This window comes from Streptomyces hygroscopicus (genome assembly GCF_026168105.1).
GTDB lineage: Bacteria > Actinomycetota > Actinomycetes > Streptomycetales > Streptomycetaceae > Streptomyces > Streptomyces hygroscopicus_D.
In genome coordinates this window covers 19568-33565 of sequence record NZ_LBMW01000028.1, presented here as the reverse complement: position 1 = coordinate 33565, position 13998 = coordinate 19568, and the positions used below count along the sequence as shown (strand labels likewise).

The following is a 13998-nucleotide window of genomic DNA, read 5'->3' as shown; positions in this document are numbered from 1 at the left end:
GGGGCATGGCGTGGGGTTCCGCACCTCTCGGGCCAGTCGGATGGTGGACGGTTAACACATTACAGCGGTCGTCAAGTCTGGCAAAGTGTTTGACGACGCTTTCAGTGTCATGCTTATCTGGTCCTGCTTCCGAGTGGAAGCGGCGGCCCGAGGTGCTCTGCTTTGTCCTCGCCGCGCACTCACAACAGGAGGAACCCAGATGACCAACCCGCCCCCGCAGCAGCCCGGCTTCCAGCAGCAGCCGGGCTACCCGCAGCAGCCGGCCTATCCGCAGCCTCCCTCGCCGCAGAAGAAGCGGTCCAAGGCCAAGCTGGGCTGTCTCGGGTGCGGTGGCATCCTGGCTGCCGCGATCGTCATCGGTGGTATCGCGGCCGCGGTGGGGTCCGGCTCGGGCGACTCCTCGTCCAGCGCCGCGAACTCCGCCGCGTCTGCCGGTTCCCCCAGAGCCACCGGTTCCCCCAGAGCCACCGGCTCCTCCAAGACCGCCGCGCCCCGGCAGTCCACCGTCGACGCCTTCAAGGCGTACGTGAAGGAGCACGAGTCCGCGACGACGCGGGAGGCCGCGGCCCACGTCACCAAGGTCCAGGGTGCCGACGAGAACAACGGCATCATGGATACGGCTGACATCTACACGGACTACACCGGGGACCTGGCCAGCGCGGACACCGGCAACGCCAAGCTGCTCGCCTCGGCCTTCGCGGACTTCCAGTCCAGTCGGGGGAAGGCCAGCAAGAACGGCCTTGTCACCGTCTACAACGCCGACGGCGACATCCTGAGCAACGGCAACTACTGATGTCGTAGCCGGAGCCCGCGCCGTCCGAACCTTCCTGTCGAGACCGGCAGTTCCCCCTGCCCCGGCACCGCCGCAGACCAGCCTCCGCCGGGAGATCCCAGCACGGCCGGCGGCCCGCCGAAGGCGGCAATGACGACAGAAGGCCATACGGAGGGTCGTTCCGGCTGGGCACAACACCCCAAATGCCTGTACCAGTTACCCCGCTCGTGACTTGGAAGGTCACCGTGACGATCCCCACGCACACCGAGCTGGTCCACCACTTCACCGAAGACTTCACCTCGCTGCAGGACGCCGTCCTCGCACGAATGAACGGGATCTGCGCTTCGGGGACTGCCGCGGCCCTGGAGCACTCCTCGCTTGCTGGTCCCAGCGCTATCGCTTTTGCCCACGCCGACGTCCTCGCCCGTGGGGACGTCCGGCGAGCCGAGCTCTCAGCCCAGCCTGCCGAGCGGCTGCGACCACTGCGCGAGCACGCGCGCAAGGTGCGCCGGGCGCGGTCCCAGGCGGACGCCGTCTGCAAGGAGCAGCGTGCCCGTCGAGTAGCCGATCTCTCCATGCCGGTGGAGAAGCTGAAGCGGCGTGTGGTGCGAGCGGCGTACCCGGAGCCCTACGCCCAGGCTCTGCGGAATGAGTTCCGTGACCGGGGACTGCCGGAGGGCACGCCGCAGGCGCCGGACAGCGACTTCACCCGGTGGGCCTGGAACAAAAAACGGCAGGCGAGGAACTGCGGGCGCGCTGGGATCAGCGGTGCATAATCCGAACCAGTCGGAATTCAACCGACATTGAAGCCCAGGGGGCTCCGTGGATCACGAACGGTTTGTCGAGGAACCCAACCAGGTACTGCACCCTGGGAAGTACCGCCGCGAGCGGTACAACGACACGAACGGCGCCGTCTACGAGACGACGCACTACGACGCCCACGGCAACGCCTTCACCCAGAACCACCAGCTCGGCCCGGCCGAACGATACGGGTACAACTACGTGGGAGGCGACGCACCCCGGGTGCCCCGCGCTCACGCCCAGCCGTGGGTTCAGCCAGCTGCCGGGGCTGCTGCGGCCGCCGCAGGCGCGGTCGGCGGGGCGGCGGCCTACTACGAGATTGCCGACAACCACGTGCAGGGCAACATGTCCAGCGAGGACGGCGAGGACAGCGGGGAGTTCGTTCTCTTCGTGCTGGTCACCGTGGCAGTGCTGGCGTTGGGCCCGCTGTTCCTCGGGGCGTGGATGGTGCGCCGCGCCGCAGCGGCCGGCAGGAGCCTCACGCACGGCAGGTTCGTGCTGTTGATGGAGGTTCCTTGGCTGGCGCTCCTGTGGGGCTGGCTGTTCGATGGAGGCGTGGCGGCCTGGATCGCGGCCGTGGGCACCGCTGGTGCGGTCGGCGTCTGGTACGGGCTGACGCTGCGGGACGAGGCGCGCCGGCGTCGTGGGGATGCTGAGCCGGCGTAGCCGCATCGCATCGCGCCCGGCCGACGTGGAGTCGGCCGTCTTCGCCTCTGAGTCGAATGGGTGACGGCCGACGTCGGCCGGACCAAAGACCAGCTACTCACCGCTTTTGGGCACCTTGGCGATACCCCACCGGCGCCCTCGCCGACTACCGCCGCTGCCCAGGCTGGTTAACGCACGCCGGACAGAAGACATCAAGCCCGCCCCCGGGATTTAACCACCGCGGGCGGGTGGCCCCGCGCTGCCCGCCCCTCCCACTCCCGCTTGCGAAAGGAACGATTGCCATGGGTCCACGAACGACCGGAGCGGCCCGGTGAAGCTGCTGCTCTTCTCCGATCTCCACCTGGACACGCCGTTCCGCTGGGCGGGGCGGAAGATGGCGAGGCAGCGTCGGCTGGCGCTGCGTCAGACGCTTGAGCGCGTCCGTGACCTGGCGGAATCGGAGAACGTCGACGCCCTGGTGTGCGCGGGCGACCTGTACGAACACGACCGGGTGTCGCCCGACACCGGGGCGTTCCTCCGCGAGGTGTTCGGCGCGCTGCATCCACGCCCGGTGTTCCTGGCCCCCGGCAACCACGACTGGTACGGGCCCAGCAGCCTGTACCGGCAGGTTGACTGGCCGTCGAACGTGCATGTCTTCGCCCAGTCGAGGCTGTCCGCGGTGGAGCTCACCGATGGCTTCACGCTGTGGGGCGCGGCCCATCAGGCGCCGGCCAACACCGACAACTTCCTCGACGGCTTCCAAGCCGAGCGCGGCGGGGTGAACCTGGCGCTCTTTCACGGCTCGGAGCAGTCGGAACTGCCCTATCAGGAGTCGGGGAAGATGCCGCACGCGCCCTTCCGGGCCAGTCAGATCCGCGAGGCGGGCCTGGACCACGCCCTGCTCGGCCACTTCCATCTGCCGAAGGACGCCGAGACCCACACCTACCCGGGCAACCCCGACCCGCTGGAGTTCGGCGAGACCGGAGAGCGCGCCGCGGTCATCGTCACCGTGGCCCCGGAAGGCACCGTGCAGCGGGCGCGGCACCGTGTCGCGCGCAGCGAGGTGCACGACGTAACCGTCCGACTGGACGGCATCCGGCACAGCGGGCAGGTGGGCGACCGCGTCGCGGAGGCCGTCGCCACTCTCTCCGGCATGGTCCGGGTGACGCTGGAGGGCGAGGTCGCCCCGGACGTCGACGTCCGCACGGACGGGCTTGACCGCGTCGCCCCGCACTTGGATGCGCTGGTGGCCAGGCTCGGGACCGTCCGTGCGGCCTACGACTTCACGGCACTGGCCGAGGAGGCCACCGTACGCGGCCAGTTCGTTCGGGACGTACAGGCGGCCGCCCATCTTGACGACGACACCCGCCGACGGGTCCTGGTCACCGGCCTGCGGGCCTTCGACGGCCGCACGGACGATCTGGAGGTGCGCTGATGCGCATAGAGAAGGTGACCGCTCATGCCTTCGGCCCCCTGGCAGGGGAGACTCTGGCCCTCGCCCCGGGGATGACGGTGGTCTGCGGCGAAAACGAGGCAGCGAAGTCCAGCTGGCACGCCGCCGTGTACGCCGCCCTGTGCGGCCGGCGCCGCGGCAGGGGCCGCCTGAACAAGGACGACCAGGAATTCTCCGACCTGCACCGCCCGTGGGACCGTCCGGAGGAGTGGGTGGTCTCTTCACGTCCACGTGCACCATGTGGCCGGGCCGTCGAGCAGTGATCGTCCGCAGCTCTCGGTTGGCCTTGCCGTTGGGGTCGATGAACTTCCGTCGACTCAGACCGAGGGCGGCCAGGTGGCGGGTGACCGTGCGGCGCGTGATCACCATCCCGTCGACGGCGAGCTGGTGGGCGATGCGAGTGGCCGACCACTTGTGGACACGCCGCATCTCCTCAATGCGTGTGACTACGTCGACTGGTGTCGCACTCGGCTGATGGTGCGGCGTCGAGCTTCGATCAACCAACCCGAGCTCGCCGTGTCGCCGGTGCCGGTGCACCCACTTCGACGCCGTTGCTCGGGAGATCCCCATCTCTGGGACGACATGCGCGATCGGACGAGTCTTGCAACGTTCGATCAATCGGCGGCGACCCTCCACGGACAATGGTGCGTTCGCGTGGGTCATGGTGTCGTCGAGGCCGTACGGGGCGCATGGTGCCGTGTGCCGGTGACGATGAGTGAGACGTTCTGCCCACCGAAGCCGAAGGAGTTGCTGAGCACGGCTTCCTGGGGGACGTCTCGTCGCTCTGCGACGACATCGAGATCGATGTCGGGATCGACGCCGGCCGCGGTGAGGTTGCGGGTCGGCGGGATGACGCCGTGCTCCACGCTGAGGACGGCGATGAGCGCTTCGATCGCGCCGGCGGCGCCAAAGAGATGACCGAGCGCTGCCTTGGGGGCTGTCACGGTGGCGCGGCCGAATACTTCCCCGATCGCGTGCGCCTCGGCGACGTCGCCGACCGGAGTTCCGGTGGCGTGGGCGTTGACGTGACTGATCTGCTCGGGAGCCAAACCGGCTTGCGCGAGGGCCTTCCGCATGGCCGAGATCTGACCGGAGCCGCCGGGAGCGGGTGCCGTGATGTGGTGGGCGTCGGCGGCGATGCCGGCGCCCGCGAGTACCGCGTGGACGCGCGCGCCTCGGGCGCTGGCGTGCTCGGCGCTTTCGAGCACCATGACAGCGGCGCCTTCACTGAGGACGAATCCGCTGCGGTCCGCGGCGAACGGCCGGGACGCTGACGCGGGTTCGTCGGTGTGCCGTGACAGTGCTTGTGCCTGGGTGAAGCCGGCGACGGTGATCGGGGTGATTGCGGCCTCGGTCCCGCCCGCGATGACGACGTCCGCCTCGCCGGCGCGGATGAGCCTGGCCCCAAGGGCGATCGCCTCGGCACCGGAAGAGCACGCCGAGACGGGCGTGTAGACCCCTGCCCGTGCACCGTATTCGATACTGATCAGCGCCGCCGCCGCATTGGGCATGAGCATCGGGACCGTGCGTGGCGAGACGCGCCGGGTCCCGGCCGCTTCCAGTACGTCGTCTTCCTTCAGCAGCGTCCGTACGCCACCGATGCCCGTGCCGATCGCCGATGCGAGCCGGTCCGGGTCCACTTCTGGGGCGCCGGCATCGGCCCAGGCTTCGGCCGCCGCGGCGAAGGCTGCCTGCTGTGAGCGGTCGAGCCGCCTGGCCTGCACCGGCAGCAGCGACTCGGCGGGGTCGATCGCCATCGTCCCCGCGACAGTGTCGGGAAGGCCGACGTCCTCGTGGCCGCGCAGGACGCCGCCGCGGATGCCGGACTCGCCGGCAAGCAGGGCCTCCCAGGTGGACACCACGTCTCCACCGAGTGGCGTGATCGCGCCGAGTCCGGTCACGACGACTTCAGTCCGGTGCATGCCCTTCAACCCTTTCTTGTATGCGATACAAGTGAACAGAGCTTTGTTGTATCACATACAATTTGGGTGTGGAGAAGAAGCGAACCGAAGCTCGATCAACGTCGGCTCGGTCGCGTGACCGCGGTCGCGCGACGAGGCGCCGGCTGATTGAGGCAACTGCACGGCTCTGCAAGGAGCGGCCCGGCGCTGAGGTGAGCGTCGCAGAGATCGCGAACGCGGCAGGCGTCTTCCCCAATCAGGTCACCTACTACTTCGGCTCCAAGGACTCGCTGCTCGTGCACGCCGCCTTTCTCGGCTTGCTGCACGACGCCCGACGGATAGAGCGCATCGGTCGCCAAGCCCCCGATGCGGCGGCATTTCGGCGCAACATCGCCCGCGCCGTACTGGCCATGCCCTCGCTCCCATCGGTCGCGCGAGCACTCGCCGCCGGGATCTCCAAGCCCGAACTCGCCCCCGTGGTCGACCAGCACCTCCAGTTGCTGTTCCGGCAATCCGAGCGTTTCGTGAGCCAGCTCATCGACGGTCGCGGCTGGAGGGCCCGTCGACCACTCGACGTGGAGGCCAGGACGTTCTGGAGCACCGCGCTCGGCGCAGTGCTACTCGTCCGCGCCGGGGCACACGGCACTGTCGCCGACCTCGACCTCGCCGGAGCATTGACCATCCACGACGACCCCGAGCGCGGCTAGCTCAGTCGAACGGGCCGGCGACCACGACGTGCGCGGTTCCCGTGCGACGGTGGTCTTGTCGCGGTCGGCATGTTCGCCGTCGCCGACGAACTCCACTGTTTCGGCTAGAGCAAGGCGTCAAGAACCTGCTTACCAGCAACAACCAGCCTCGGTCTTGTATGAGGTGCCGTCAGCTTGCTGACGGACCCTTTTGGGGTCGTTCAGAATGGAGATTTCTGCTTGCGGTCATGCTGGTGGCCCGGCTGTCGCGCGGGGAGGCGCCGGGTTCCACGGCTCCGGTCGTGGTGGGGCTGCTCGTAGGGACGGGACGCTGCTGGTCGGCCAGGGTTCGCCAGAGCTTCGAGCCGGTCGAGGGCGTCTGTGAGGACGCGGGTCCAGGGCCAGTGTTTGGCGAGGCGGAGGATGCGGCGGCGTCCGGTGGTGACTCGTTGGGCGGCGGTGGAGAACGGCCGCAGGCGGAGCCGTCGGGGTTCCCAGGGCCGGGCCGGGCCGGTCAGCGCCAGCATCGGCATCCGGGCCAGCAGGTCAAGCGCGATCCGGACGATCTCCAGCCAGATCCGGTTCTGTGCGGCTTGGTGCAGGGGGAGGTTGCGCAGGCCGGTGGCGCGGATGCGGTCCTCGGCGCGGGAACTTTCCGCGTTTTCGCTCAACCCTCGGACAGGCCACCTCGCGAAAGCGCGAGTCAGGGTTTCGGTGATGGGGCCGGGTCCGGGGCCGCCAGCACAGGAGTACGGCAGCCTTCCTGGTCCTCGGGGGCCGTTGCGCCCGACCGGCGTCCAGGCTTCGTTGAGGGCCACGAGTGCAGTCCGCCAGCCCGGCCGCATCCCACAGCCCGTACTGTCCACGGAACTTGATCGTTCAGAAGCAGATTGCGCGGACGCGAGTGCGGTCTCCTGCTGATCCTGTGCTCCGTCACCGAGGCAACCGGATCGGTGCAGACCGTGAGGTTGAATCTGCTGCACCACGATGTTCCGCGGGAGAGTGCCGTTCAGGATGCTGTCTCTCCGGACGGAGGTGTACGCGTGCCTGGCCGCGCCTGCAGAGGCGCTATTCGAGCTCACCGCCCAGTGCGCTGAACGGACGGGCCGATGAAGACGCTGTGCGGGCCGGCCCTGACCACGGAACGCCGCCGGGTACGGCGCTTTGTATGAGGGGCTGGACCATGGGCAGGTGCGCCGCCGCAACGACTGCCACACCTTGGACGGTCGCGACTCCATGGCCAGCTGCATCACCGCCCCAGGTCGGTTACGTTGATAAAGCACCTGGTCAGAGGGGGGTAACACGCCGTAACGCGCCGGGGACGCTCCATGACCGGTCTGACCGTCATCCTGCTGCTCGTGGTCCTGGCCACAGCCGTAGCGACCGGTGCCCGGCGCTGGAGCCTGCCCGCCCCCTCGCTCCTCGTAGTTGCCGGTATGGTCGTTGGGCTGATGCCCTGGGTTCCCGAGGTTCGCCTGCCGCCTCACGTGATCAACGTGCTGGTGCTGCCGCCATTGCTTTTCGCCTCGGCCGGGGAAATCTCCGTCCGCGACCTGCGCACCGTGTGGCGGCCTGTGACCGGCTTGGTCTTCGGCCTGGTCCTTGCCTCGGCGATCGCCGTCGGGTACGTCGCCCGGGCGATCACCCCGCTCACCGCCGCGACCGCGTTCATCCTCGGCTCTGTCCTGGCCAGCACCGACCCCGTGGCCGTTACCGCGCTCGGCCGGCGCCTGTCTCTCCCACCCCGGGTGCAGGCCATGGTGCAGGCGGAAAGCCTCTTCAACGACGCCACGTCCCTGGTCCTGTACAAGGTCGCCGTGGCCACCGCGGTTTCCAGCAGCGCCATCACCGTGCCCGGGACCGTCGAGCAGTTCCTGATCCTTGCAGGCGGAGGAGCCGTCATCGGCGCGGCGGTCGCCGGAGTGGTGACCCTCATCCGCAGACGGACCGAGGACCCCATGCTGGAGACCGTCATCGCCTTGGTCACTCCGTACGCCTCGTACGTCATCGCGGAGCAATCGCACACCTCCGGCGTGACCGCCGTCATCGTGTCCGGGGTCGTCCTCGGCAGCACAGGCCAGAAGCTCAGCAACGCCCCCATCCGCCTCCAGGTCCACGCCGTCTACGACACCGTGACCTTTCTGCTGGAGAGTGTCGTCTTCGCCCTCATCGGCCTCCAGCTTCCCTCCGCCGTCCGTCATCTCGCGCACGACGAGCACGGCTGGCCGCTGTGGGTGCCGGTGATCGCCTGCACTGTGCTGGCGATCCGCCTGCTGTGGATTTTTCCGCTGTCCGCCCTGATCCAGTACCGGCACAGGGAGGGCGACGGTCGCCTCTCCTGGCGCGTTCCGGCCGTCTTGTCCTGGGCAGGCACCCGAGGCGTCATGCCGCTGGCCGCCGCGCTCTCCATTCCCCTGGCCACGCACACGGGGGCGCCGCTGCCGCACCGGGCGCTCATCCTCACGCTCACCACCGGGACCATCGCACTCACTCTTGTCTTCCAGGGTTTCACCCTCGCCCCTGTCGTCCGCCGCTCTGGCATCGCTCTGGAACCAGAGCACACTGCACGCGAGGAAGCCCGGACCCGCCGACGCATTGCCCACGCCGCTCTCGAAGAGCTCAAACAGCTTGGCGATCTTGATCAACTCGCCGATCTGGGTGCCGCCTCCGAGGCCGCCTTGAAACAGGCCCGTCGCCATCTGGAAGCGCGCATTCATCAGGCCGAAGATGCCCACTACAACGACCCGGACGCCCGTCCTGCCGACGCCTACCGCGAGATACGCCGGACCCTCATCGCCATTGAGGCGGCCGAACTTCAGCGCCTCTACGAAGCGAACAAGATCAGCAACGCCACCCGCCGTCGGCTCCAGCGCGAACTCGACCTCGAAGAAGCAAGCCTGCGCGCCCGCGGCTGACTGAGAGTCTCGGCAACCTTTAGGAGCGTCGATCAGTACTGACTTCGGGCAGTCCGTCGACACCTTCCGCGAGAAGTTCGCCATGCACCCACCCAAGTGGCGTACGCAGCGTGGCTATTGGTCTTTGAGTGATGTGTGTTGATCTCGCCCGAAAATCGCCCGCCCTGAATCGGGCGGGGTCGACAGTGCGACGTCGTGAACGAGGTACGGCCGCAGCTGGATGAGCTGTTGTTCTCCTTGGTTGAGGGCTTGTGCGTGGAGTCCGTCGAGATGTCCGACACCATCGTCCGGGTCGACGCCCGAACGACCGCCAGGCGAGCGGCCTGCCCGGGATGCGGGTGCTGGTCGGACCGAACACCCGCCCAGTGTGTTGAATGTTCCCGCTCAAGAGCCCTGCCCGGGCGCGTGGTTGGGGACTGTCGTCCTGGTAACCGCCACGCGACCGAGCAGGGCCACCCTTGACGATCAAGGGCCGCCGGAGCGGAACCCAAGTGACCAGACCTCCGGGTGTGCGAGTACGCCCTATCGAGCCGTACGGACCATGAGCTCTCTGACCCCCGGTGGGCGAACGGATCAGCGAAGGCCGGCGAACAGGTCGTTCTCGGGCACGGCGGCTCCGGTGGTGTCCTGGACACGTACGAAGGTCTCGACACCCATCAACTCAGTGAACCTCTCGCGGCCCATCCTGAGGAAGAAGATGTTCTCGCCCTGACTGGCGTGCGCGGCCAGCGCATCGAACTTCTGGCCGCCGAACGCGGTGGTGTCCACCCAGGTGGTGATCTCCTCGTCGGGGAGTCCGATCTCGGCCATCGCGGCGGCCTCAGCGGGATCCGGCTCCTGCCAGTCCGCGCCGAACTCGCGCATGACCTCCCCGAACCGCTTCATCATCGAGCGGGGCGCCGTCGTCCAGTACACCTTCGGTGTCAGCGCGGTCATCGCCAGCGCCGCCATCGTGATGCGGTTGGCCTGGATGTGGTCGGGGTGGCCGTAGAAGCCGTTCTCGTCGTAGGTGATGACCACATCGGGCTGGTAGCGTCGCATGAGTTCCGCGAGTCGGGCGGCGCCCTCCTCCACGGGTGTCTGCCAGAAAGATCCGGGGGCGTCATTGGCCGACCAGCCCATCATCCCGGAGTCGGCGTAGTCCAGCATCTCCAAATGACTGACCTTCAGGACTTCGCAGCTTGCCTCGAGTTCCTGCCGCCGCATCAAGGCGACGGCCGCCGAATCGTGCCCGGGGTCGCCCGGCTTGACACCCCCGGGTCCGTCACCGCAACCGCCGTCGGTGCACGTCACGAGGACCGTGCGAATGCCCTCCGCCGCATATCGCGCGAGGACACCTCCTGTTCCCGTGGCCTCATCGTCTGGGTGGGCGTGTACCGCCATGAGCGTCAAGGGCCAGTCATTCATGAAACAGTCCTCCTGTATGAAAAAGTCTCGGTCCGAGTCCGTTGCGGGCGTATGAGCGGTCGCCCCTCACTGTCGGATGTCGGATGTACCGCGGACCCGAGGGCCCGGGATCACGTCGGGACGGCCTCTTGGCGTCTGTGCTCCCCGCCCGCGTGGCGCCGGTCTCTTGACCGGTGCAACAGTGTCGGCCGGGTCGGCTGTTCCCGCCACACACCGGCAGCGTCTGCGCTCGGGACCCCGCGCGTCCCGCACATCGGCTCCCACCTTGGCGGACGAGGTTCTCGGTAGGGGCAACGCCAGGCGCAGCAGCACGACAGATGATGATGCCGTCCATGTCTGTGCACGTGAAGACATCGGAGTTGTCGGCGAGCATGGCCTGAAGGGTCAGCCGATCAGGGCCTCCGCCTCGGCGGATGTGCAACGCACGGTGCCCGTCACGTCCGCCGCCGGAGTCATCGAAGGTGGACCAGGACCCGGCCGGCGTTGGTCGCGTCGGTCTCCACGCGGACGTAGAGCTTCTTCATGTGCTTCTGCGCCAGCAGGGCCAGCACCCGCTTCTTCAGCTGGCCCGTCCCCTTGCCTGGGATGATCTGCACGACGTCGACCCCAGTGGCGGCGGCCTTGAACAGGGTCTGGCGCAGCGCGACGTCGATGTCGCGGTTGTTGCGGAAGATCGGGTGCAGATCCAACGTGAGCAGGGCAATCGCCTCCGATGTGCTCGGGCACCGGCCGACGCCGGGTCCCTGTGGGCCGTGCGGTTGCAGCGTACGTCGTCCTCCCGACTCCGTCCCATCCTGGGGGTTGCGGACTTCTGGTGGTGCGTCCGGAAGCGTGCCGGCGTGCGGGTGAACCTGCGACAGCCGCGACAGGGCCAGCCCGACGTGGCCGTATCGCGACGGCTCGGTCAGGCACACCGCCGGGCTTGGCCAGGCTCTCGCCCTTGGGTGAAGGCGGCCGTACCGAGGGCGGCTCTCGTCCGAGCATGGCGACGGATCATGCCCGACCGCCTGGACAACGCCCAGGTCGGCAGTCGTGAAGCAGTTTTGAAGCGGTACGGGCGAATTACGCGGAACGCAGGTGCAGCGCCTCGGGGTTGACCCAGGCGGTGAGGGCCCCTAAAGTCCCGGGCCAGCAGTGGTTAGGAAACTTTCCTAACGATCAAATGGGTGTCCATCACCCCCTACCACGGAGGCTTCCATGAAGCGCTCTACGGCTCGTCATCTGCTGCCCGCGGCACTCGGTGCGACGCTCGCAGCAGTCATCTCCGCCCCGGCCATGGCCGAGACTCCGGTCAAGCCCCAGGTGGACCAGCAGACGGTCACCATGATGGACGACATCACCGCCGTGTTCGAGAACAGCGCCTCCACCCCGCAGTACGACTACATCAAGAACCTGGACGACGGCTGCGGTTACACCGCGGGCTGGATAGGTTTCTGCACCCAGACCGGCGACATGTTGAGCCTGATCAAGCAGTACAACGCCGCCGAGCCCGACAACGTACTCGCCAAATACACCGACACTCTGCAGAGGCTGGCCGACTCGGGCAGCGACGACACCGGCGCGCTCGGTGCCTCCTTCACGGACGACTGGCAACAGGCCGCCCAGGACCCGCTCTTCAGGAAGCTGCAACTCCAGGTGGGTCACGACACGTATCTGACGCCCGCCGAGGCCCTGGCGGCGCAGGAGGGGCTCAAGACCAACCTGGGCCTGGAGAACCTCTTCGACACCGCGCTGATGATGGGACCCGGGGCCAACGACTGCGACGGGGTCGTGAAGATCGCCCACGAGACCGACTCCGCCCTCGGCGGCAACCCCGCCTCCGGTGTCGACGAAGCCCAGTGGCTGGCCCGGTTCAACACCATCCGCCGGCAGCACATGGCCAACCCCTGCACCCCCGGGCGTCAGAACGACTGGCCGCAGGCAGTCGACCGGACACAGGCACTTCAGCAACTGGCGGACCAGGGCAACTGGGACCTGAGCGCGCCGCTGACCGTGGGCGCCGACTTCAACATCACCATCACCGACCCGCACGACTGAGCCGCCACACCAACCGACGCAGAAAGGTCATCGATGTCACGCGCCACACTGCGCCAACTGTTCACCGTGACCGCCGCCCTGCTCCTTGCCATCACGGGAGCCGGTACGAGTCACGCGGCTTCGAACGACATCGGCGACTGGACCGGGACGTTCGACGGCTTCCACGAGTCGGCCTGGGCCAGTGCCTGGGGAGTTGACACCTCGGACGGCCACAACTGGGGCTGGGAGCAGTTGCAACCCGTGTCGGATGCCGATTCGGCAAAGGGCACCGTCTTGCAGGTGTCCTACGGTCAGGGCTCCGGAGCCCACTCCTGCTACGAAAGCGGAGAATGCCCCAACCCCGGCGGCGGCCAGTTCTACACGGACCTCAACTCCATGGGACGCTCCGACCTCGCCAACGCTCCACGTCTGGACCTGCGTTACTACGTGAAGTTCGATGGCGGGTTCGACTTCGGCAGAGGCGGCAAGCTACCGGGCCTGTACGGTGGCGCGCCTGGTTCGGAGAGCGGCGGGAACCATGACGGCAGTGCCTTCTCCACCCGTTACATGTGGCGCAACAAGCCGAGCACCGGCGCCGGCGAGGTCTACTTCTACTCGCCGACCGGCAGCGGCTACGGCGACGACCTGGGCCTGGGTGACTGGCAGTGGCAGGGCGACGGCCAGTGGCACGCCGTCGAGCAGCAGGTCGACCGCTCGGTGGGCGCGGTGACGGTGTGGCTCGACGGTCGGCAAGTCTCCAGCGACGCCGGTCTGTCCGGCTTGGACCAGATCCCGTTCAGCGGCGTGTTCTTCTCGACGTTCTTCGGTGGCAGCGACAACAGCTGGGGCCCCGACCACGACGAGAACGCCTACTTCGCCGACTTCCGGCTGAGCACGCAGTACATCGGCCCCTGACGGCCACCGGCATTTGCGGGGCCGATCAGGTCTCGAAATGGCGGAGTACGTGCGGAAGGTGGTGCTGGTGCCAGATCAAGGTGCGGTCCAGCAACCCACGTCGGCACGCCTGTAGGACCCACCCCCCTGCTGCCCGCCTCCGTCGCCGCTCGCTATCCGCGCCCCGGCGTCGTCTACCGGCCGGTCCCGGACGCACCGCCGTCGGTCCTGGCTATCGCCTGGCCACAGCAGTCCCGATCCACCGCCACGGCGGCACTCGTCCGCGCCTCGGCGTTCGTGGCCGAGACCGTCCGGGAGTCGCAAGCGGCCCAGGGCCTGTCCGGAGTTGTGATCACGTGGCGGGAAAAAGGGTTGGCGGGATGACCAACGGCTGACCACCGGGCTGGTGGCTTGCAGTTGACCGTGACTCACAGGGGGCGGAGTCCGCTGGCCCAGGTGCCCCGGCGGGCCGCTTGGTGCAAGGTGGAATTCCAGGCAGGCCGCCGGG

Annotated in this window: 12 protein-coding genes and 3 pseudogenes; 10 read left to right on the top strand and 5 right to left on the bottom strand. The window is 68.1% G+C overall.

Annotated elements, in window-relative coordinates:
• The first annotated feature begins 199 nt into the window (after positions 1–199).
• The 5 genes from AAW14_RS24855 to AAW14_RS24835 all read left to right on the top strand — a co-directional run bounded on the left by AAW14_RS24855 (position 200) and on the right by AAW14_RS24835 (position 3934).
• Positions 200–793 carry a hypothetical protein gene (locus AAW14_RS24855; RefSeq protein WP_265566151.1) on the top strand — a complete coding sequence of 198 codons (594 nt, stop codon included), beginning with the start codon at positions 200–202 and terminating at the stop codon, positions 791–793.
• Between the two features lie 224 nt (positions 794–1017).
• Positions 1018–1548: a hypothetical protein gene (locus tag AAW14_RS24850; RefSeq protein ID WP_265566150.1), complete on the top strand. Its 531-nt coding sequence runs from the start codon at positions 1018–1020 to the stop codon at positions 1546–1548.
• A 46-nt stretch (positions 1549–1594) separates the two neighbouring features.
• On the top strand, positions 1595–2239 hold the full coding sequence (locus tag AAW14_RS24845; RefSeq protein ID WP_265566149.1) for a hypothetical protein: 645 nt from the start codon (positions 1595–1597) through the stop codon (positions 2237–2239).
• Positions 2240–2549: 310 nt separating this feature from the next.
• Positions 2550–3653 (top strand): metallophosphoesterase family protein, encoded by a 1104-nt coding sequence (locus AAW14_RS24840; RefSeq protein ID WP_265566148.1) that lies wholly within the window; start codon positions 2550–2552, stop codon positions 3651–3653.
• Complete coding sequence (locus tag AAW14_RS24835; protein ID WP_265566147.1) at positions 3653–3934, top strand: AAA family ATPase; 282 nt, start codon at positions 3653–3655, stop codon at positions 3932–3934. The genes AAW14_RS24840 and AAW14_RS24835 overlap by 1 nt, the downstream gene beginning before the upstream one ends.
• Here AAW14_RS24835 and AAW14_RS24830 read toward each other — a convergent pair.
• Positions 3831–4334, bottom strand: a pseudogene (locus AAW14_RS24830) (helix-turn-helix domain-containing protein); the annotation flags it as partial. The gene AAW14_RS24835 and the pseudogene AAW14_RS24830 overlap by 104 nt on opposite strands.
• A complete protein-coding gene (locus AAW14_RS24825) occupies positions 4331–5593 on the bottom strand; it encodes a beta-ketoacyl-[acyl-carrier-protein] synthase family protein (RefSeq protein WP_265566146.1) in 1263 nt (420 codons plus the stop codon). The gene AAW14_RS24825 and the pseudogene AAW14_RS24830, both read right to left, overlap by 4 nt.
• 68 nt (positions 5594–5661) lie before the next feature.
• On the opposite strand from AAW14_RS24825, the gene AAW14_RS24820 reads away from it, so the two are divergent.
• A complete protein-coding gene (locus tag AAW14_RS24820) occupies positions 5662–6279 on the top strand; it encodes a TetR/AcrR family transcriptional regulator C-terminal domain-containing protein (RefSeq protein WP_265566145.1) in 618 nt (205 codons plus the stop codon).
• A 320-nt stretch (positions 6280–6599) separates the two neighbouring features.
• Here the strand turns inward: AAW14_RS24820 and AAW14_RS24815 are convergent.
• Positions 6600–6908 (bottom strand): annotated as a pseudogene (locus AAW14_RS24815) (transposase); the annotation flags it as partial.
• 678 nt (positions 6909–7586) lie between these two features.
• Between AAW14_RS24815 and AAW14_RS24810 the strand changes: the two are divergent.
• Entirely contained in the window at positions 7587–9173 is a 1587-nt protein-coding gene (locus AAW14_RS24810; RefSeq protein ID WP_265566144.1) for a Na+/H+ antiporter, read from the top strand.
• A gap of 573 nt (positions 9174–9746) precedes the next feature.
• On the opposite strand, the gene AAW14_RS24805 is transcribed toward AAW14_RS24810, so the two are convergent.
• Together AAW14_RS24805 and AAW14_RS24800 are read right to left on the bottom strand one after the other, a co-directional pair.
• Entirely contained in the window at positions 9747–10580 is an 834-nt protein-coding gene (locus tag AAW14_RS24805) for a PIG-L family deacetylase (RefSeq protein WP_265566143.1), read from the bottom strand.
• 452 nt (positions 10581–11032) lie between these two features.
• The gene (locus AAW14_RS24800; protein WP_322741107.1) at positions 11033–11278 is read right to left on the bottom strand and encodes a Smr/MutS family protein; all 246 of its coding nucleotides are present in this window, start codon (positions 11276–11278) and stop codon (positions 11033–11035) included.
• Between the two features lie 499 nt (positions 11279–11777).
• Between AAW14_RS24800 and AAW14_RS24795 the strand changes: the two genes are divergently transcribed.
• The 3 genes and pseudogenes from AAW14_RS24795 to AAW14_RS24785 all read left to right on the top strand — a co-directional run.
• Positions 11778–12617 carry a chitosanase gene (locus AAW14_RS24795; protein ID WP_265566141.1) on the top strand — a complete coding sequence of 280 codons (840 nt, stop codon included), beginning with the start codon at positions 11778–11780 and terminating at the stop codon, positions 12615–12617.
• 33 nt (positions 12618–12650) lie between these two features.
• A complete protein-coding gene (locus AAW14_RS24790) occupies positions 12651–13511 on the top strand; it encodes a polysaccharide lyase (RefSeq protein ID WP_265566140.1) in 861 nt (286 codons plus the stop codon).
• A 126-nt stretch (positions 13512–13637) separates the two neighbouring features.
• Positions 13638–13874 (top strand): annotated as a pseudogene (locus AAW14_RS24785) (hypothetical protein); the annotation flags it as partial.
• Between the last annotated feature and the right edge of the window lie 124 nt (positions 13875–13998).